Annotated in this window: 21 protein-coding genes, 3 tRNA genes and 1 pseudogene; 8 read left to right on the plus strand and 17 right to left on the minus strand. The window is 59.5% G+C overall.

Annotation, left to right across the window (positions count from 1 at the left end):
- Window position 1: 1 nt before the first annotated feature.
- From argC to prfB, 5 genes are all read right to left on the minus strand, one after another.
- Window positions 2-1,057, minus strand: a complete 1,056-nt coding sequence (argC, locus tag ACOYO3_RS07955) for an N-acetyl-gamma-glutamyl-phosphate reductase (RefSeq protein ID WP_427305841.1) — start codon at window positions 1,055-1,057, stop codon at window positions 2-4.
- A 98-nt stretch (window positions 1,058-1,155) separates the two neighbouring features.
- Window positions 1,156-1,638, minus strand: coding sequence for an SsrA-binding protein SmpB (smpB, locus tag ACOYO3_RS07960; RefSeq protein ID WP_002524138.1), 483 nt, complete (start codon window positions 1,636-1,638; stop codon window positions 1,156-1,158).
- A 45-nt stretch (window positions 1,639-1,683) separates the two neighbouring features.
- Window positions 1,684-2,586 (minus strand): permease-like cell division protein FtsX, encoded by a 903-nt coding sequence (ftsX, locus tag ACOYO3_RS07965; RefSeq protein WP_002550830.1) that lies wholly within the window; start codon window positions 2,584-2,586, stop codon window positions 1,684-1,686.
- A 33-nt stretch (window positions 2,587-2,619) separates the two neighbouring features.
- Window positions 2,620-3,306, minus strand: a complete 687-nt coding sequence (ftsE, locus tag ACOYO3_RS07970) for a cell division ATP-binding protein FtsE (RefSeq protein ID WP_002513339.1) — start codon at window positions 3,304-3,306, stop codon at window positions 2,620-2,622.
- An 11-nt stretch (window positions 3,307-3,317) separates the two neighbouring features.
- Window positions 3,318-4,421, minus strand: coding sequence for a peptide chain release factor 2 (prfB, locus tag ACOYO3_RS07975; RefSeq protein ID WP_014166977.1), 1,104 nt, complete (start codon window positions 4,419-4,421; stop codon window positions 3,318-3,320).
- Between the two features lie 100 nt (window positions 4,422-4,521).
- On the opposite strand from prfB, the gene ACOYO3_RS07980 reads away from it, so the two are divergent.
- A tRNA-Val gene (locus ACOYO3_RS07980) sits at window positions 4,522-4,595 on the plus strand.
- A gap of 139 nt (window positions 4,596-4,734) precedes the next feature.
- Window positions 4,735-5,445, plus strand: a complete 711-nt coding sequence (locus ACOYO3_RS07985) for a DUF805 domain-containing protein (protein ID WP_002550832.1) — start codon at window positions 4,735-4,737, stop codon at window positions 5,443-5,445.
- A 61-nt stretch (window positions 5,446-5,506) separates the two neighbouring features.
- Here ACOYO3_RS07985 and ACOYO3_RS07990 read toward each other — a convergent pair whose 3' ends face one another.
- Window positions 5,507-7,873 (minus strand): FtsK/SpoIIIE family DNA translocase, encoded by a 2,367-nt coding sequence (locus tag ACOYO3_RS07990; protein ID WP_002519407.1) that lies wholly within the window; start codon window positions 7,871-7,873, stop codon window positions 5,507-5,509.
- A gap of 19 nt (window positions 7,874-7,892) precedes the next feature.
- On the opposite strand from ACOYO3_RS07990, the gene ACOYO3_RS07995 reads away from it, so the two are divergent.
- Entirely contained in the window at window positions 7,893-8,183 is a 291-nt protein-coding gene (locus ACOYO3_RS07995) for a hypothetical protein (RefSeq protein ID WP_002519406.1), read from the plus strand.
- A 14-nt stretch (window positions 8,184-8,197) separates the two neighbouring features.
- Here the strand turns inward: ACOYO3_RS07995 and ACOYO3_RS08000 are convergent, their stop codons facing one another.
- A complete protein-coding gene (locus ACOYO3_RS08000; protein WP_427305842.1) occupies window positions 8,198-9,160 on the minus strand; it encodes a thiamine-phosphate kinase in 963 nt (320 codons plus the stop codon).
- Window positions 9,161-9,202: 42 nt separating this feature from the next.
- On the opposite strand from ACOYO3_RS08000, the gene ACOYO3_RS08005 reads away from it, so the two are divergent.
- The gene (locus tag ACOYO3_RS08005) at window positions 9,203-9,658 is read left to right on the plus strand and encodes a DUF3515 domain-containing protein (RefSeq protein WP_002515347.1); all 456 of its coding nucleotides are present in this window, start codon (window positions 9,203-9,205) and stop codon (window positions 9,656-9,658) included.
- 12 nt (window positions 9,659-9,670) lie between these two features.
- Here the strand turns inward: ACOYO3_RS08005 and ACOYO3_RS08010 are convergent, their stop codons facing one another.
- From ACOYO3_RS08010 to ACOYO3_RS08030, 5 genes and pseudogenes are all read right to left on the minus strand, one after another.
- The gene (locus ACOYO3_RS08010; RefSeq protein WP_002517935.1) at window positions 9,671-10,768 is read right to left on the minus strand and encodes a D-alanine--D-alanine ligase family protein; all 1,098 of its coding nucleotides are present in this window, start codon (window positions 10,766-10,768) and stop codon (window positions 9,671-9,673) included.
- A gap of 48 nt (window positions 10,769-10,816) precedes the next feature.
- Complete coding sequence (locus ACOYO3_RS08015; RefSeq protein WP_002524887.1) at window positions 10,817-11,539, minus strand: lysophospholipid acyltransferase family protein; 723 nt, start codon at window positions 11,537-11,539, stop codon at window positions 10,817-10,819.
- A 153-nt stretch (window positions 11,540-11,692) separates the two neighbouring features.
- Window positions 11,693-12,088: a hypothetical protein gene (locus ACOYO3_RS08020; protein WP_002519403.1), complete on the minus strand. Its 396-nt coding sequence runs from the start codon at window positions 12,086-12,088 to the stop codon at window positions 11,693-11,695.
- Between the two features lie 5 nt (window positions 12,089-12,093).
- Window positions 12,094-12,825, minus strand: a pseudogene (locus tag ACOYO3_RS08025) (aconitase family protein).
- Entirely contained in the window at window positions 12,764-12,943 is a 180-nt protein-coding gene (locus ACOYO3_RS08030) for a hypothetical protein (protein ID WP_002519402.1), read from the minus strand. The pseudogene ACOYO3_RS08025 and the gene ACOYO3_RS08030 overlap by 62 nt, the downstream one beginning before the upstream one ends.
- Before the next feature lie 144 nt (window positions 12,944-13,087).
- Between ACOYO3_RS08030 and ACOYO3_RS08035 the strand changes: the two genes are divergently transcribed.
- Window positions 13,088-13,807: an IclR family transcriptional regulator gene (locus tag ACOYO3_RS08035; protein ID WP_002524885.1), complete on the plus strand. Its 720-nt coding sequence runs from the start codon at window positions 13,088-13,090 to the stop codon at window positions 13,805-13,807.
- 123 nt (window positions 13,808-13,930) lie between these two features.
- Here the strand turns inward: ACOYO3_RS08035 and ACOYO3_RS08040 are convergent.
- The 4 genes from ACOYO3_RS08040 to ACOYO3_RS08055 form a co-directional block, all read right to left on the minus strand.
- Window positions 13,931-14,006: transfer RNA gene (locus ACOYO3_RS08040), tRNA-Glu, on the minus strand.
- Window positions 14,007-14,142: 136 nt separating this feature from the next.
- Window positions 14,143-14,214: transfer RNA gene (locus ACOYO3_RS08045), tRNA-Gln, on the minus strand.
- A 93-nt stretch (window positions 14,215-14,307) separates the two neighbouring features.
- Window positions 14,308-15,252 carry a CPBP family intramembrane glutamic endopeptidase gene (locus ACOYO3_RS08050; protein ID WP_002517751.1) on the minus strand — a complete coding sequence of 315 codons (945 nt, stop codon included), beginning with the start codon at window positions 15,250-15,252 and terminating at the stop codon, window positions 14,308-14,310.
- The gene (locus ACOYO3_RS08055; RefSeq protein WP_002516499.1) at window positions 15,252-16,052 is read right to left on the minus strand and encodes a fumarylacetoacetate hydrolase family protein; all 801 of its coding nucleotides are present in this window, start codon (window positions 16,050-16,052) and stop codon (window positions 15,252-15,254) included. The genes ACOYO3_RS08050 and ACOYO3_RS08055 overlap by 1 nt, the downstream gene beginning before the upstream one ends.
- A gap of 80 nt (window positions 16,053-16,132) precedes the next feature.
- Here ACOYO3_RS08055 and ACOYO3_RS08060 point away from each other — a divergent pair, with 80 nt between their 5' ends.
- On the plus strand, window positions 16,133-17,422 hold the full coding sequence (locus ACOYO3_RS08060) for a thymidine phosphorylase (RefSeq protein ID WP_002516498.1): 1,290 nt from the start codon (window positions 16,133-16,135) through the stop codon (window positions 17,420-17,422).
- 39 nt (window positions 17,423-17,461) lie between these two features.
- On the opposite strand, the gene ACOYO3_RS08065 is transcribed toward ACOYO3_RS08060, so the two are convergent.
- Window positions 17,462-18,553 (minus strand): branched-chain amino acid aminotransferase, encoded by a 1,092-nt coding sequence (locus tag ACOYO3_RS08065; RefSeq protein WP_002517769.1) that lies wholly within the window; start codon window positions 18,551-18,553, stop codon window positions 17,462-17,464.
- A gap of 87 nt (window positions 18,554-18,640) precedes the next feature.
- Between ACOYO3_RS08065 and ACOYO3_RS08070 the strand changes: the two genes are divergently transcribed.
- Together ACOYO3_RS08070 and ACOYO3_RS08075 are read left to right on the plus strand one after the other, a co-directional pair.
- A complete protein-coding gene (locus tag ACOYO3_RS08070; RefSeq protein WP_002517791.1) occupies window positions 18,641-19,021 on the plus strand; it encodes an isocitrate/isopropylmalate family dehydrogenase in 381 nt (126 codons plus the stop codon).
- Window positions 19,022-19,041: 20 nt separating this feature from the next.
- Window positions 19,042-19,434 (plus strand): isocitrate/isopropylmalate family dehydrogenase, encoded by a 393-nt coding sequence (locus tag ACOYO3_RS08075; protein WP_002524884.1) that lies wholly within the window; start codon window positions 19,042-19,044, stop codon window positions 19,432-19,434.
- Window positions 19,435-19,446: the final 12 nt, after the last annotated feature.

Consider the following 19,446-nt stretch of genomic DNA (forward strand, 5'->3'; position numbering starts at 1 on the left):
GTCACGGATTAAGACCAATGAGAGGCAACCCCGTAGTCTCGGGGAGACCAAAGGCCACGTTGAGACATTGAATGACGGCACCAGCCGTCCCTTTAACAAGGTTGTCCAGAGCGACAACGATGGTGGCAAGGCCGTTATCAGGATCGCCCACAGCATTGATGTGCGTCATAGCGGACCCGACGACGTCATGGGTATCGGGGTAGGCGTTAGTGACGTGAATGAGTGGCTCGTCACCATAGACCTCGCGCAACCGCGCGAGTAAATCATCAGAGGAAGCCTGTGATGGTGCGGTGCACACGGCGAGAATTCCCCGGGTCATCGGCACCAGCACGGCGCTAACGCTCAGGTGCGGTTTCTCAGCTCCCGCCATGCGAAGTGACTGCAGAATTTCAGGAATGTGACGATGAGCGTTACCAACCGAATAGGGATGGGCTCCCCCACTCATTCGGGAGAATGTGAGATCTGGACGACTGGATTTTCCAGCACCGGATGTCCCAACTATAAGGGTGGCTGTCGAGTGAGAAATGTCAACAAGGCCGACGAGGGGTGCCAGTCCCAGGGCAACCGCGGAGGCATTGCACCCTGGCGCAGCGATGCGGGTTGCACCTGACAGCATGTCACGTTGCGAGCCGCCCTCAGCTCGTGGCAGCTCGGGAAGTCCATACGTCCAGGTACCAGCGTGGTCACTGCCGTACCAACGCTGCCAGTCTGACGCTGATAACAACCGAAAGTCCGCTCCAGCATCGACGATGACAAGGTCGGGATTCATCTTGACAAGCTCCTGGACAATCTGCCCGGAAGCCCCATGAGGCAAGGCCAGCACGACGGCGTCGTGGGAGGCGAGACGCTCAACGTCGATCTCGGAAAGGGTTCGCTCCTTAGCCACACCGACAAGGTGAGGCATGACGTGCGCCAATGGAAGTCCAGCCTGGCTGTGCGCAGCAAGATCTCCCATCGTCAACGCGGGATGCCCTGACAGCAGGCGTACGACTTCGGCTCCCGCATACCCGGAAGCTCCGGCAACGGCAACAGTGAATCCTTTTGCGCTCATGTGCATATTTATACACTCGATCGCCCACGAGACCAACCCCGACTCACAATGTGATCGAGAACGGCCACCCCGCACCTATACGTGCGACGGCGGCCATCAAAGATTCAGCGTTTGCGGTTGCGCACCCGATTTGCCAGAACTCGCTGAGCTTCACGCTTGGCATCGCGTTCGCGGATCGCCTGGCGCTTATCCCAGTCCCTCTTACCGGTGCCAACGGCAATCTCGACCTTGGCGTAGCCGTCCTTGAAGTAGAGCTGCAACGGAACGATCGTTTTGCCCGGACCGTCCGCCTCGCGGGACAGCTTGGCGATCTCACGCTTATTGAGCAAGAGTTTGCGCTTGCGCATCACGTCGTGATTTCGCCATGTTCCGAAGGCATATTCGGGGATATGGAGGTTATACATCCACACCTCACCGCGTTCATCGACCTGAGCGAAAGCATCAGTCAACGTGGCCTTGCCAGCCCGCAGGGACTTCACCTCGGTTCCCTGCAGAACGAGCCCGGCCTCCCATGTGTCACCGATGGTGTAGTCATGGGTGGCGCGTCGGTTACGCGCAACGACCCTGACCCCCTGCTCCCTGGGCATGACAAACCTCCTTCGACACAGGATCTTTCATCCTATACGAAGAAATTAGACTCTAAGGTACTTCTTTGTTGCAACGTAGGCTGGCGCCACAGATAGCACGACTGCTACGACAACCATCCACGCGATGGACTTCCACACCTGGGGCCACCCAACCCATGCCAACGTCGTAATAGAATGCGCCATTTTACGCATGACGACCACATCAGCGCCCAAAGCCAGGGTCACACAAGCAAGCAGCGCGCCAAGAAGCCCTGCGATGAGAGATTCAAGGAGGAAGGGCATGAGGATATAGGTGTTGGACGCACCTACAAGTTTCATAATTCCCAATTCTCGACGCCTGGAGAAAGCCGCCATCCGAATTGTGTTACCAATCTGCAAGGCTGCCGCAACGAGCAGAAGCACAGACATCCCAAAGGTGACCCATCTCAGAGCATTCATCCACAGGAATATCGGGTCCAATACGTTATGCAAGTCGACAACCGACTGCACTCCCGGCAGACTTTGAGCCTCCGTCACCACCCCCTGGTACTGCTGAGGGTCAACCAGCTTGACACGATACGAATCCTGGATGGTGTCCTCTGTCAAGACGTCACGCACCGGAGAATCAGCATAGATACGCTGATACTCTTCGAACGCCTCATGCTTGGATTCGTAGTAGACGCGGGAAACTTGTGGGTTTGACTCCAATGCCTCACGGATGGCGTCCTTTTGGGCCTGGGTGGCAGCTTTCTCGCCTGAGCATTGGGCCCCAGGAACACCATCCACGCACAGAAAGACAGATACCTCAACCTTGTCGTACCACTTGCCCTTGAGCAGACCGACCTGCTGGGTGGCCAATAGAGCCGCCCCGAATAGGGACAGGGACACCCACATGGTGACGACGACGGCCAGGGTCATCGCTGCGTTGCGGCGTAGTCCAGACCACGTCTCTCGCAAGGTGTGACGCATGTACTTCCTCGTTCTGTACTCGTGTCGGGGATCTCAAGAATTACGGTAGACGCCCTCGTTCTCGTCCCGGACAACATGTCCGAACTCGAGTTCGATCACTCGCCGCCTCATCTGGTCGACAATCGTCGAATCATGGGTAGCCATGACGACCGTCGTGCCAGTGCGATTAATGCGATCAAGCACTTTCATGATGCCCACTGCAGTATCCGGATCAAGGTTTCCAGTGGGCTCGTCTGCGATGAGGATCTTGGGGCGGTTAACAAAAGCCCTAGCCAGAGCGACGCGCTGTTGCTCGCCACCGGAAAGTTCGTCGGGCATCCGCTTTTGTTTACCATCAAGGCCAACCAATTCAAGGGTCTCGGGGACGACGCTGCGAATCTCCTTCGTCGGCTTGCCGATAACCTGCATCGCGAAGGCGACGTTCTCATAGACCGTCTTCCTCGGAAGCAGGCGGAAGTCCTGGAAGACCGTGCCTATCTGGCGACGCAACGCGGGCACCTTCCACGACCTCAACTGGTTAAGATTCTTCCCGGCGACATACAGGGTGCCGCGGGTGGGTCGGTACTCACGCAAGATGAGTCGGATGAAGGTCGACTTCCCTGATCCGGACTGACCCACGAGGAAAACGAACTCCCCCTTGTCGATGTCGACATTGACGTCAGATAGAGCCGCTTGGCTCTGCCCGGTATATGTCTTTGTGACACTATCGAAGGTGATCACGTCTGTCCCCGTCAGTCGGTTTCGTTCTTGCGACGCCAACGAATACCAGCGTCGATGAAGTCGTCGATATCTCCGTCGAAGACGGCATCAGTGTTACCGACCTCATGATTCGTACGCAAATCCTTGACCATTTGGTAGGGATGCAGCACGTAGGAGCGCATCTGGGCTCCCCAAGAGTTGCCCTCCGACTTCAATGAATTCATTTCGGCTTCCTGTTCCTCACGGGCTTTCTCAAGCAGCTTGGCCTGAAGAACTCGCAAGGCGGCGGCCTTGTTCTGAATTTGGGAACGCTCATTCTGACAGCTCACTACGATGCCGGTCGGAAGGTGTGTCAGACGAACGGCAGAGTCGGTGGTATTCACACCCTGGCCACCAGGGCCCGAGGCATGGAAGACGTCAACGCGCAGATCGGACTCTGGGATGTCGACGTGGTCGGTCTCCTCAACGACGGGCAACACCTCGACACCGGCAAAGGATGTCTGACGGCGCCCCTGGTTGTCGAAGGGACTAATGCGCACCAGACGGTGGGTGCCCTGCTCGACCGAAAGAGTGCCGTAGGCGAAGGGGGCATGAACGACGAACGTCGCCGACTTAATGCCTGCCTCTTCAGCGTACGAAGTGTCGAGGATTTCAACCTTGTAGCCGTGACGTTCGGACCAACGCAGGTACATGCGTAGCAGCATCTCCGCAAAATCGGCAGCGTCAACACCGCCAGCCTCTGAACGAATCGTGACGACGGCCTCGCGCTCGTCGTATTGCCCCGACAGCAAGGTCCTCACCTCGAGAGCGTCAATCTCCTCACGAAGCTTAACCGTCTCGGTCGTCGCCTCAGCTAGGGATTCCTTGTCGTCAGCAGCCGCGAATTCCAACAGCACGTGGACATCCTCGATCCGCGCGCGCAACCGCTCCAGACGTTCAATCTCAGCCTGCAGGGCCGACAGTCGAGAAGTCACCCGCTGCGCATTCTCTTGGTCGTCCCAGAGATTGGGAACGGCCACCTGCCTCTCGAGGTCCGCGATCTCCGCTTTCTTAGCCTCCGGATCGAGAACATTCTCAATCGAGGACAGGGATGCGTCGAGGTCCTCAACGGTCTGCTGAAGGTCTACCAATGCCACGTTGAGCAACTCTACAGGGACGTGGCGACAACTCCGGTGCGATGATTCTCCACCCGGGAAGTGTGCTTCACGTGATACATCGGTAGAGTAAGTGCACCTGGGGCGTATAGCTCAGTTGGTCAGAGCGCCTGCCTTACACGCTGGAGGTCGCCGGTTCGAGCCCGGCTGCGCCCACTTCCACAATGAATGGCCGTGCCAAGTGCACGGCATTCCAGCCCACGGTGTCCATGCTTCTGCATTAACTACGGACATTAAACGTTTTTACGATACCGTGCATCCCGCCAGTATCAATCACACGAAAAGAGGTGTCCATATGACGGAGCCGAACAATCCACACCGACCCGATGAGGCCGGTGTCTCAGGGTGGCCGAGCGAGGCCGGACGTGATCCCTACGGACAGCCCAGCAATCCCTACCAGATGCCCGCCCCCTACTCGAGCGGCCTTCCAGTAGCTGAGAATCATCGCCGCCCGTACGTCGACTTCGGCTTGGCCATCAAGTTGTTCTTCAAGAACTATGCGGTTTTTCGAGGCCGCGCCTCCCGCTCAGAGTACTGGTGGACCGTTCTGTTCAACTTCATCATCGCCGTCGCGATACAGGCGCTCATGCCCATCCTCCAAGGCGTCGGTCTCATGTCGGCCATTACCTCGAACTCCACGACCGAATTCTCCGCCATGTCGACATCCGGCGTCATCTTCACGATGCTGCCCCTTGCTTGGCTACTCGCTATTATTATTCCTTGCTTGGCCCTCACGGTGCGCCGTCTCCACGACGTCAACCACTCGGGATGGTGGGTCATGGCGCCGACTCTCTGCGGCATCGCGTCCGCGATCATGATGATTCTCGCACTTGTATCCGCCGCCGCAAATGACGGGAAACCATCTATGGCCCTACTGACGATCGGCATCGTTCTCTTCGTCGCCATCTTCGTCGTCAATATCATCCTTCTTATCTTCGTCATCTCGGATTCTCATCCCGAAGCATGGAAGAAGTACGACAAGGAGCCTCTGCCCGTCACCGAGTGATCCAGGGTTCATGTGGGGGAGGGTCCGCGCCAAGTGCTCGGACCCTCCCCTACATCATCGCTCAACCCTCCGCCTGCAAATTGGCCAACACATCGTCAAGGTCATCAGGCTTGACCAGAACGTCCCTCGCCTTAGACCCCTCAGACGGCCCCACGACATTACGGGTCTCGAGGATGTCCATAAGACGGCCCGCCTTAGCAAAGCCCACACGCAGCTTACGCTGCAACATTGACGTCGATCCCAGTTGCAGCTCGACCACGAGCTTCGCCGCTTCCAGCACAAGCTCCATGTCGTCACCGATATCCTCAGCCACCTTCATCGCGGCCGTCGGGGCGGCGACATCGTCGCGATAATGAGCCTCCATCTGGGACTTGACATGGGAGACAACCTGATGGATCTCGGAATCAGACACCCACGCTCCCTGCACACGCACTGGCTTCGAAGCACCCATCGGCAGGAAGAGCCCATCGCCCTGGCCAACGAGCTTCTCGGCACCCGGCTGGTCCAAAATGACTCGCGAATCGGTCATTGAGGAGGTCGCGAAAGCCAACCGAGACGGAATATTGGCCTTGATAAGACCGGTGCACACATCGGTCGATGGACGCTGAGTAGCCAACACCAAGTGGATACCGGCAGCACGTGCCAACTGGGTAATACGAACGATGGAATCTTCAACATCACGAGGGGCTACCAGCATGAGATCGGACAGCTCGTCAACGACGACCAACAGGTACGGGTAGGGAGCCAAGACCCGTTCCGATCCCGGAGGCAAGGTGACCTCGCCAGCCTGTACAGCTTTATTGAAGTCCTTGACGTGACGGAATCCGAACGCAGCCAGGTCGTCATAGCGCTGGTCCATCTCACGCACGACCCATTGCAGAGCTTCGGCGGCCTTCTTGGCGCTGGTAATAATGGGCGTCACTAAGTGTGGAATCCCCTCATACTGGGTCAGCTCCACCCGCTTGGGGTCAACGAGCATCATCCGCACCTCGTCAGGAGTAGCTCGCATCATGACCGAGGTAATGAGGGAGTTAACGAAACTCGATTTACCGGAACCAGTGGCACCAGCGACCAGCAGATGGGGCATCTTGGCCACGTTGGCTATAACAAATCCGCCCTCGACATCCTTACCCAGGCCGACGACCAGCGGATTGTGATCATTGCGAGCCTTCGAAGAGCGCAGCACGTCGCCCAAGGAGACGACCTCCTTGTCCCGGTTTGGAATCTCAATACCGATAGCGGATTTTCCAGGAATCGGCGACAGGATACGCACGTCGGGAGAAGCAACAGCGTAAGCGATATTCTTACTCAAGGCGGTGACCTTCTCCACCTTGACGGCCGCACCAAGCTCGACCTCGTATCGCGTGACCGTCGGGCCACGGGAATAGCCAGTCACCTGGGCATCGATACCAAATTCGTCGAAAACCGTTGACAGCTTGGAAACGACAGCGTCGGAGGCATCAGTACGCGCCTGCGGCACTGAACCTGGACGCAACAGTTCCGAGGCCGGCAGGGTGTAGGCAATGTCCCCGGACAGTTGCAACTGTTCCACTCGGGCCGGCATCGGCTCATGAGCCGGCGGCTCGAGATCGGTATGTTCGTGAACGGTAAAGCCCTGCGGCAACCCGGCAGTTGTGCGCGCCTTATTCAGCTCATCGTCCGTCGGCACGTCACGCGGCAGGGATTCCTCAGCTGAGGCCGACGGCGTCTCGTCCACAATTTCAGCATCAAAGATCGCGTCAAGGCTCTCGTTAGTGCGCTCGGAACTGCTCTTGCGCTTTCGAGGACGCTCCTTAACAGGATCCATCTGCTGGGTATCGACGTCATCATCACGGTGATCGACGAGGGTATCCCCCACCAGCGGGGTGTCATAGGCGCGACGCGACTCAATTTCACGAGGCTTAACCACGGCCCGGTGCGAAGCGCTACGAATGTGGGTTACACCGTCAATTAACGGCCGTCCCACTACCAGCAACACCCCTAGAGCCGTCATGACGAGGAGCAGCGGCAAAGCGACCCATTTCGTTAACAGATCCGCGAACAAACTTGAGGAGATGTAACCGAGCATCCCGCCGGCGGCGCGCACTACCTCAGGATGATCGGGGCGCGGCAGGCCATGGGCAATATTGATAACCCCAAGTAAGCCAAGAAAGAAACAAGCCCAGCCCAGCACCTGGCGTCCACCGGTCCCAAGTGTCACTGGGTGACGCAGGGTATGCCACATCGCGGCTAGGCCGAAGAGCGGAAGGGCATAGGACAGCGCCCCGAAGATCGTCGAGACTCCCATTCGCAACCCATTGCCAAACCCGCCCGGCAGGTCGAACCAAAAGCCAGCTGCGACAAGGGCAGACAGCAGCAACAGCACGAGGCCAGTACCGTCATGAGTGATATCAGGTTCGGAAGGACGTCCACCGATCCCACGAATCATACTTCCCAATCCCCTCGCAATGCCGGACCACGTCGCTGACAGCACCTGGGCCACCGGGTTAGGGGAAGTGGACGCGCTGGAGGGCGTCGACCTGCTCCGCGAGCTGGCCGACGTTTTCTTGTTGCTTCCGTTCGAGCGCGCGCCCGAGCCACGCGACGATTTTTTCGCCGCCGTCTTTCGGGGCCGCGCTGGGGAAGACGCACGGGTCGCCATGTCATTGACGTTATCAACCATGGCCACCACCCGCCCAGAGGTGAAGCGGGGAGTCACGGGATTGGTAGTCGTGGCGCGAAACTCGACGGCACTGTAAACGCCGTCGCCACCTCAGGAATGGAAGTGGGTCCAACCTCGTTCCTGTTGCCAGACTTGGCCATCAACGAGAACCGTGGGATCTGGTGCCTCATCGGGAGGTAGGACCCGTCCGACGACGGTCCACCCATCCGGAACAGTGCCGGGAGCGAAAGTCGCTGCCAACGCATGATCCTCCCCACCGGCAAGCACCCACGTCAGCGGGTCCACACCGGTGGCCATACCGACGGTGCGGACTGACTCGGTGATATCCAGCTTCGCAGTGTCGATATCCATGGCGAATCCGGATGCCTCCGCGATATGGCCCAAATCAGCCAGCAGACCATCCGACACGTCAATCATGGCGTGTACTCCAGCCTTAGCCGCCACCCGTCCTTGACCGTAGGGAACCTCGGGACAACGCTGGGCAGCCACAACGGCACGTGGAGAACGGAAACCGCGTCCGAGAAGGGCCAGTCCGGCAGCTGCCAAACCGAGTTGGCCAATCACCGCAACTTCATCGCCGGGTACAGCACCGTCACGACGCACAGGTGCCATGCCAGCGGTCTGTCCGATAACTGTTACGGCGATGCTGACAACCGGGCCGCCCGTGGTGTCCCCACCGACGACGCTGACTCCTGCCTTCTGGGACTCGGCGGTCATCCCGGCCATGAATTCGCGGGCCCAGGACGCCGGAAGATCACCGGGAGCGGAAAACCCGACGACGAGGGCTACTGGTACGGCGCCCATTGCCTCGATGTCGGAAACGTTGACGGCGACGGCCTTTCGGCCCACGTCGGTCGCCGTCGACCATCGACGCCGGAAGTGAACCTCCTCGACGAGGACGTCGGTCGAGACAACTGCGGAACCGTCTACCTGGAACACCGCGCCATCGTCTCCCGGGCCGAGAGTGACAGCCTGGTCCATCGTCAAGTCGCCGACCATCGAGGAGATGAGGGGAAACTCCCCTACCTGGGAAATGGTCGTCGTGGTGGCCATGGGATCTCCTTATCAACCGGTCATCGGCGCTAGCGTGAATATGTGCGCATCTATCATGCATCCCCGGTCGCAACCCTGCTAGTGGTCTTCCTCCTGACCACTGCCTGCTCCGGCCAGGATGAGCCGATCGCCCATCCTTCTCCCAGCGGCCCTGCTGCGGCGGGGTGTCGAGCAGTCATGGCAGATTTACCGCAAACGGTTGCCGGGGCGACGCTCAACGACCACGACACGACCGTGGCAACCTGGGGTGATCCGCATATCGTGCTGCGCTGCGGGGTCGACAAGCCTGCTGGCCTCCAACCAACGTCACCCTGTGACGTCGTCAACGATGTCGGATGGTTTTCTGAGCAGATTGACGACGGCTGGCGATTCACCACTATTGGGAGAGCAGGCAACATCGAGGTGACGGTTCCGACTAGTTACGCCCCGCAGGCGGACGCCCTGGTCGATCTTTCAGCAGCCATTAAGAAAATGCCCCAAGTACGTGCTTGCCAGTGAGATACACCCCGATCAGCGCAGGCCGAGGGGCCTTTCCAAAGCCAACTCAATGAGCTCACTGACAATCTGGGCGTACGTCATGCCACTGGCCTGCCACATAAGTGGGAATCCTGAGCTGCGGGTAAATCCGGGCATGGTGTTGGGCTCATTCACGTAAACGGCGCCGTCAAGGGTGACGAACGTGTCAATACGGGCAAGCCCTTCACAGCCAAGCACCTGGAACGCTTTGATCGCGACTTTTTGCACCCGTCTGCGGGTCGCATCGTCCAGATTTGCATGAGCCTGAACGGATGCTTTCTGCTCTCCACTGAGGTATTTAGCTTCGAAGTCATAGAAGCCGTCAGGGTCATGAACGACAATCTCACCGGGCACGGAGGCCCGAGGGGCAGCACCATGACGGCCATCAATGACAGAGCACTCGATCTCGCGACCACGAATCCCCTGCTCAATGAGGACTTTGCTGTCGTGCTCGCGGGCCATCTCAATCGCAGTTTCCAGGTGTTCTGGGCTTGTCACGCGAGAAATGCCGATCGAAGATCCACCGCGGGCCGGCTTCACGAATACCGGGTATTCCAGGCGAGATGCAGCCTTGAGGACAGCATTTCTGTCCTCACGCCACTCATGATCACGCACGACAACGTAGGGTCCGACCAATACTCCAGCTTCCGAGAGGATCATCTTGGTGAGGTGCTTGTCCATGCAGTTAGCGCTGGCTGCCACCCCGCACCCGACATATCGCACCCCGGCCATCTCCAGCAGGCCCTGAATGGTGCCGTCTTCACCGAATGGTCCGTGCAATACTGGAAATACCACCTGGACTGCATCGACATTACCCTCGGTATCGACGATGCAGGTGCCCTCGGGCATCTGTTTGACCGACACCAGAGGACGATCTCCCACTTCGACAGTAGGAAGTTGTCCGGTACCGGGAAGAGCGAGGATTTCGTCGGCCCCATATCGCACCCAGATCCCCTCGGGGCTAATACCGACACCGGAGACATCGAATCGTTCGGCGTCAATCGCAGCTACCACGTTCGCCGCCGAAAGGCAGGAGATCGAATGCTCCGAACTCATCCCCCCGAAGATGACAGCGACGTGGATGCGATTCATGTGAGGTCCTTTCCGTATGACGGCACTCAACCTTACCGAGCCAGTACCTCAGTGAGGGTCGACGACTGGCCGCGCGGAAGCAATGGACTTGGGAATACGTGCCCCTTTGCGCATGTCGTAGCGATCCGGCGGTGGGAACTCCCCCCGAACCCGAGCAACTTGGGCGTCAATGGCGTCCATGATCCGATTCGTGGCCTCCCTGACAGACGCAAGGTCGTGACGACCTCGCAAGTCTGACAGCTCAACATCGGTGCCGCAGTACAGCTTCATGGTCTTACGCGGCCACAGTTTCGGGAAGGTCATCTCCTTGTAGCCCATGACCTCTTGGGGTCCCCATTGTCCAACTGGAATGACGGGGACACCCGTCTCCAGCGCCAGACGTGCCGCTCCTGTGCGTCCTGTCATGGGCCAGTGAAGCGGATCAGCGGTGATCGTACCCTCGGGGTACATCACGACCGTCATGCCCTTATCGAGGGCTGCCTTAGCGTCGTGGAGGACCTTGGCCGGGTTGGGACCTTTCCGGTCGACCGGGATTTGTCCACTAGCCGAGGCCACCCAGCCGACGATCGGCACTGAAAACAGCTCTTTCTTCGCCAGCCAGTGCGGCCACCGTCCGTTGGCGACAAGGAAAGCCCCCAGCACGACTGGGTCGTAATTCGAGATGTGGTTGCTGACGATGAGCGCCGGCCCGGGGCCAGGAAGGTTCTCGCCACCGTGATGATCAAACCGCGTCAGGATACGAGCCAGCGGATACAACGTCCCTACCCCCATTCGGAAAATCAATCCGGGGGCGTCGGCTGGGTTAGTCACGGCGGGCAAAGCCACGGTTGTCCCTCCTGAATGAGCTAGATTACCCTACCCTACCGATTCGTCGATTCTGCGAGCGATCATCGACCGGGTTGGTTGATCGATAGGCGCGCCAGGTCAAGACGTAGTCGGCATGAAGGACGGCCGATGTGCCTCATATGCGGCGATATCGTCTGCGTGTTCTAGGGTCTCGCCGACGGCGTCAAGACCGGCCAGCAGACGCTGACGCGTGACGTCATCAATATGGAACGGGTAGGTCGTGCGACCCGGAAGGTTAATCGTCCGATTCTCGAGGGAGAGGGTGAGCTGCTCACCAGGATGCTGCTCGGCAAAGTCCCACAACTCTCCGACGACCTTGGGATCAACCTGAGCCAGTAACAAGCCGTTGTTCGCAGAGTTATTGCGAAAGATGTCAGCAAACCGGGAACCGATCTCGTCGGGGTCAAATCCATGTACTCCAAACGCTGCGCTGCGAGCTACCTCGTCCTCAAAGTCTTCGACGGCCGGCACCACACCGCCTAGGGGGGACTCCCTGCCCCGGGTTGGTACCCCAGGTAACGAAGGGGGGCGAGATTCGAGGCGTCCACATGGATCTCAGCGTCAAAGGTCGCATCGTCGTCAGTACGCAGAGTGCGCCAGTACGCGACAGCCTTGTCCCACTGTGCACCACGCGGAGCGTGCGGACGATCCTTGAGGTAGGTGAAGGTGGTCTCATCAGAAGCAACCATGCCGACGCGAGCTCCCCACTCAATCGACATATTGCAGATCGTCATGCGACCCTCCATCGACATCTTCTCGATGGCCTCGCCGCGATACTCGACCATATGACCTTGTCCCCCACCGGTGCCGATCTCGGAGATGAGGGCCAGGATGAGGTCCTTAGGTGTGACCTCCTCAGGCACTTCCCCATCCACCATGACGGCCATCGTTGTGGGACGAACCTGCGGGAGGGTCTAGGTAGCCAACACATGCTCAACCTCGCTGGTACCGATACCGAAGGCTAAGGCCCCGAAGGCGCCGTGTGTAGAGGTGTGGGAGTCACCACAGACGACAGTCATCCCCGGCTGGGTGAGACCCAGTTGGGGACCGATGATGTGCACGACCCCCTGATCGGCGTCCCCTAAAGGCGGCACACCGAACTCAGGTGCGTTGGCTCGCAACGCCTCGACCTGAGCGCGCGAGACCGGGTCAACAATTGGCTCGATACTGCCGACGGTAGGGATGTTGTGGTCCTCGGTGGCAATGGTCAGAACCGAACGACGAGCCGAGCGCCCAACTAATAAGCTCATCGAAAGCCTGCGGACTTGTCACCTCGTGGACGAGGTGAAGGTCGATGTAGAGAAGATCACGCTCCCCGTCGTGCCCCATGCCTGAACGATGTGAGCGTCCCAGAGTTTCTCGCTCAACGTCCTCCCCACCGCACCTTCCCATCCGTTGTTTGCAGTGTGATCCCCCTCTTGACAACACCCATTTTGGTTCGACGGTCAAGATTTGGAACGCTAGTATCGGCATATGGACGAATCAAGTGGTGTTGGTGTATTGGACAAGGCCGCCCTCGTATTGGCAGCCCTCGAGACCGGACCGGCCTCCTTAGTAGGGCTGGTTCAAATGACCGGATTGGCTCGCCCGACAGCCCATCGCTTGGCGCGCGCTCTGGAACACCACCGTTTCGTCGGACGCGATCTACAGGGGCGTTTCATTCTTGGCCCGCGGCTATCAGAACTTGCCGCAGCCGCCGGCGAAGATCGTCTCTTGGCGGCTTCCGGGCCGATCCTGGCCAGGCTGCGTGACATCACAGGTGAGTCCGCTCAGTTGTACCGACGCCAGGCCGGCAGCCGTGTCTGTGCCGCAGCTGCTGAACGTCCCACCGGTCTTCGCGACACCATTCCGGTCGGGTCGGTGTTGTCGATGGACGCCGGTTCAGCCGCTCAGATCCTGCTGGCATGGGAAGACGTCGACAAGATCCGCCGTGGCTTAAGCCACTCTGCCTTCTCCGAAGTCACCTTGGCAGCCGTGCGCAAGCGCGGCTGGGCTCAATCTGTCGGTGAGCGTGAGGCCGGTGTGGCATCGGTCTCGGCCCCAGTGCGCTCTCCCTCAGGAAAGGTCATTGCGGCTATATCGGTGTCAGGACCGATCGAGCGTCTCACCCGTCAGCCGGGACGTATTCACGCTCCTGCCGTCGTCGCGGCGGGAGAGCGCTTATCGGAGGTGCTGCGCCGGTCCGCGCAATGAGGGTCACAGTGCTGCCCAAAGCGACCAGGGGTGTGAGAGGGTAATTCTTCGCACCTTGGGGGATGGCATCTCGCCAAGATGCTGCCATGGCCCGGATCCTGCTAGATCCGGGCCATCTACCATTGGTAGCCCCGAGCGGATTCGAACCGCCGTTTCAGCCTTGAGAGGGCCGCGTGCTAGGCCGCTGCACTACGGGGCCATGAAGTTATCAATGACCGTCGAGTTCGGTCTTGAAAACCTTCTTCGATTGTCCCCCGACTCGTTTCCAAACCGGGCTGGAAAACTCTAGCAATCCATCCGCTATCTGTGCAACTTCATGGATTTGGTTTCCCGCGCTGGGGTACCAGGACTCGAACCTGGACTAACTGAACCAGAATCAGTCGGGCTGCCAATTACCCCATACCCCAATGTCATTCCACCGTGATGAACCTCGGTGGCGCAACGACGAGAAACTCTAATGGCCCATCCACCAACTTTGCAAATCAGGGCGAAACTCCTTGTCACGCGGGTGTCCGTCGGGCCACTCTCATGAGACTTCCGATCCACCATCCGGCAAGAGCGATCGTCAAGAAGCCACCAACGTCCCACGCGGCATCCACCCAACTCATCGCGGTCATGCCGCGGGCCTGCGACACCCCTCCCAGAAAGACTGCATAACCGAAGGCGAAAAGGTTGTTGACGACGTGAGCCGCCACGCCAGCCTCGATGCCTCCTGTGACGATGACGAGCCAACCGGCGAGCAAACCAAAGGCGAATCGATCCGCGAAAAGCCACGCGTTTTGCGTGCCATGCATGAAGGCAAAAACCAGTGCGGAGACGACTACCGACGTCCAGCGCCCGGCTTTTTCCGGCAGGTTCACCGACAGTCCAGAGATGACGTTCATGAGGTAGCCGCGAAAGAACATCTCCTCGGCGATCGCTTGGAACGGCGAAGTTATGATGATTGCCAACAACCACGCCCACCAGTGCCGGGGAACGATGTAATGGGCGTTGACCCCTCCTCGTACCAGTAACTGCGTGAGGTTGAGCACCACTACAGCGACAAGGCCCACCAACAACCCGAATCTCCAGCGAATTCCTGGTTGTACCGAAGCCACCCATCGCGGCACACGATGGTTAAGGTAGCGGGCGAGCACAAGCACCACGACGATCAGGCTGGCTAGAGCTACATGTGTGGCTATGAGCCCTCCGACGGTGTGATACCCGGCTGCTCGCGTGTAATAGGCGCTGAACCTTTCCCCGTCGGTACGCTCAAGGAGCCAACCGACGCCAAGGAAGGCGTATAGCAAGCCCGGAACGACGACGGCATACCCCAACAGCAACCCGATGAGCCCCAGCAGTCCGGGACCCGGGCCAGCACTCGAATCAACGAGAACCCGGGTGTAGTCGACCCGTGGCTCGGGGTCAGTCACCGTCACATGGCGGGACAGGACACGAGCCGCCATCAGACCTCCACGACAGTGTTCGTTAGCGTCCCGATCCCCTCAATTTCAACCTCGACGCGCTGTCCGAGCTCCATCGGCCCGACCCCAGCGGGGGTACCCGTGAGGATGACATCGCCCGGCAACAAGGTCATGAACGAAGAGATATAGGAGATGAGCTTGGGGATGGTGTGGACCATCTGGTCGGTATTACCGTGCTGAACCTCCCTACCGTCTAGTCGAGTCACAATCTGGCGGTGAGACGCTTCTGCAATGGAGAAGTGGGTAACCATCCATGGCCCCAGCGGGCAGAAGGTGTCAGCCCCCTTGGCGCGAACCCAGTGACCGTCAGAATCTTGCAGATCGCGGGCAGTGACGTCATTGGCAACGGTGAACCCAAAGATGACTTCCTGAGCTCTGTCCTCTGGCACGTCCTTACAGATCCGTCCGATAACGATGGCCAGCTCCCCCTCGTAGTGCAGGTTGGAGGACGCAGTCGGTCGCACAATGGGTTCGTCAGGGCCGATAACCGAGGTATTCGGCTTAACAAATAGAAGCGGTTGGTGGGGAACCTCATTGCCCAGTTCGCTGGCGTGATCGGCGTAGTTACGACCAACCCCAATGATCTTCGATCGCGGAATCACCGGAGACAGCAACCGCACATCGGCAAGGTCGTGACGGGCACCAGTGTATTGAACCGGTGCCGCCACTGGGTCTCCAGTGATAACGGCGATGGTCTCGGGATGATCTCCATGATCGGCAGCAAGCTCTACGATCCCGAAGGCAGGGTCGGAACCAGCGGTGACAAACCGGGCAATACGCATGAGTTAAGACTAACGACATAACGCGACATAACCGGGGCATCCACGCACTGAAGAAGGGTAAGCCCTGTCATACTTGCGCCATGACCAGCACCTATTCCGTCGTCGACCTTATCCGCGCTAAGCGCGAAGGCCAGACTCTCAACTCCGACCAAATCGCATGGCTTATCCGCGCCTACACCGACGACATCGTCGCCGACGAGCAGATGTCTGCCATGGCGATGGCGGTGTACTTCCAGGGGCTCGACGACGCTGAGCTGTCAGCCTGGACGACGGCCATGATCAAGTCGGGCGAGCGGATGTCCTTCGCTGGGCTGTCCCGCCCCACTGTCGACAAGCACTCCACTGGCGGCGTGGGCGACAAAATTACCTTGCCGCTGGCTCCCCTGGTGGCCGCGTGCGGTGCTGCCGTCCCACAGCTGTCTGGGCGTGGCCTGGGCCACACCGGAGGCACCCTCGACAAGATGGAGGCCATTCCCGGATGGCGGGCGGATCTCTCTCATGACGAGATGGTCGCCCAGCTCGAGAAAGTCGGCGCCGTCATCTGCGCAGCGGGCCCGGGACTAGCCCCTGCTGACAAGAAGCTCTACGCCCTGCGCGACGTTACCGGCACCGTCGAGTCCATCCCGCTGATCGCTTCGTCCATCATGAGCAAGAAGATCGCAGAGGGCACCGACAGCCTCGTCCTCGATGTCAAGACCGGCTCGGGTGCCTTCATGAAGACAGATAAGGACGCCCGCGAACTCGCCAGCCGTCTCGTCGAGCTAGGTGAAGCCGCCGGGGTGCGTACCACCGCCCTACTGACCCACATGGACGTCCCACTGGGTTACGCCTGCGGTAACGGCATCGAGGTTGCCGAATCCCTCGAGGTGTTAGCCGGCGGAGGTCCTGCCGACGTCGTCGAGCTCACCGTCGCCCTGGCCCGTCACATGGTGAAGGTGGCTGGATTGGACGGCATCGACCCGGCCGATGTACTCGCCAGTGGCCAGGCAATGGATGTCTGGCGCAACATGGTTCGTGCCCAGGGCGGCGACCCTGACGCTCCACTACCGATGGCCCACCACACCCAGGACATCGTCGCCACCGAGGCTGGCGTCATCACCGGGATTGATGCCATGTCCGTTGGCCTAGCTGCCTGGCGTTTGGGTGCCGGACGCGCCCGCAAAGAGGATCCGGTGCAAGCTGCGGCTGGCATCATGTTAAGAGTTCGCCCCGGCGACCGCGTTGTCACAGGCCAGCCATTGGCCACCCTGCTCACCGACACCCCCGACTCCATTGCGCGGGCCGAGGATGCCATGACCAACGCGTTCACCGTCGGGCAAACCTTCCAGCCGCAAGACATTGTCATCGACACCGTCGTAGCCCAGTCGTGAACATATCATTGGGGCCGGCCCCAATGGACGTCGACGCCGTCAGCAGACTCGCTTCAACCAGCCACGGGTGTCCTCAGCGCGTCCGAACTGGATATCCAGCAGACGGCGACGGATCTCCATCGTGGTCTTTCCGGTGGGCTCAGAGACCTTCACGTCGGTATCTCCATCTAGGAAAGAGCCGATCGGTGTGACAACCGCGGCGGTACCGCAGGCGAAGACTTCCGGGAACTCGCCAGAGCGAACGCCATCAAGGAGCTCGTCAACATCGATCTTGCGCTCCACTGGTTCAAGACCGAGGTCGGGGGCAACTTCCAGAATGGATCTGCGAGTCACGCCACGTAGGATGGTGCCAGCTAACTCGGGGGTGACGAGCTGACCGTCCTTGCTGATGGCCATGAAGTTCATACCACCCAGTTCCTCGATCCAGCGATGTTCAACTGCATCGACAAAGAGCACCTCGTTGCAGCCACGGGTCTTGGCATCGATCTGGGAACGCAGCGAAGCTGCGTAATTGCCACCGCACTTCGCCTCACCGGTACCGCCGGGGGCCGTTCGAGCTTGACGACGCTCGACGAGGAGCCGCAGCGGTTTCACCCCGCTGACAAAGTAAGCGCCAACGGGAGAACCAATAACGGAAAACAGCACGGTACTTGCCGCGGCAAGACCGAGGAAATCCTGGTAGGCGATCATGAACGGCCGCAGGTAGAGGGACTTCTCTCCACCCTCACCGGGCTCAGGGACCCAACGGGAGTCGACCTCAACCAAGCGCATACAAGCAGTAACGAAGTCTTCGACTCGCAGCGTGGGCAGGGCGAGACGCTTGGCCGACCGAACAAAACGCTCACCGTTCTGATCAGGGCGGAAGAGCCAGATAGAACCGTCAGCGTGGCGGTAAGCCTTCAGGCCCTCGAAAATCTCCTGGGCATAATGCAGCACAGCGCTGCCAGGATTGATATCAAGTCCGTGGTAGTTGACCACGGCGTCGTCTCCCCAGCCTTCACCGGCCTGCCAGGTAGCAACAGCCATATGGTCGGCAAGGACCGCACCAAATCGTGGATTGGCATGTTCCAGCGCGATCCGCTCGTCGGAGGACCACGTCAGATCGTCAGCAGAAGCAAAGCGCAAACTCATAGCCACACATTACACCCACGCCGAGCCATTCGTTCCATTTTTTGAATCGACGGATCATATCGTGGACGTGCTGAGTATGGTTCACCTATGACCAACGACGTAACGCAACCCGCCGTCATCGGCGGCGACGGAATTGGCCCCGAAGTCACCGAGCAGGCACTCCACGTGCTGGAGCAGACCGTCGGATCTGATGCTTTTGCCACCCACGAGTACCATCTTGGCGCCGCACATTGGAAGGCCACGGGAGAGGTTCTTGACAACTCCACTCTGGCCGAGATTGCCCAGGAAGTCGCCATCGTGCTCGACGCTGTCGGTGCTACCCCTGACTCGACAGAGGTGCCGTCAGTTTTATTTGGAGCGCGGCCATTTCGCCCTGATCCACAAGCACAACGTGCTCGTCAATGCCGGAACCTTGTGGCGTCGGATCGTCGACGAAGTTGTTCAAGAGTTCCCGAGTGTCACCACTGACTACTTGCACGTCGACCTACTTGCACGTCGACGCTGTCACGATCGCTCTGGTACGAGACCCCCAGCGATTCGACGTCATCGTCACCGACAACCTCATCGGTGACATCATCACCGACCTTGCCTCAGCGGTGACCGGTGGCGTCGGGCTCGCCCCTAGCGCCAATATCAATACCTCCGGCGAATTCCCGTCGATGTTTGAGCCGGTGCACGGCTCAGCGCCTGACATTGCTGGCACTGGTAAGGCTGACCCGACGGCAGCGATCCTGTCGATAGCATTGCTGCTAGATCACCTTGACCGCCCTGAGGATGCAGCCCGCGTCCGCGAGGCTGTCTCGGCGAACAATGCCACTAGGGCTTCCGGCCCCGCTCGAACGACCAGCGAGATCGGGCGAGACATTGCCCAACGCATCTGACCCAACCAACTA

It is taken from the genome of Cutibacterium sp. KBN10P07758 (assembly GCF_050286205.1).
Lineage (GTDB): Bacteria > Actinomycetota > Actinomycetes > Propionibacteriales > Propionibacteriaceae > Cutibacterium > Cutibacterium acnes.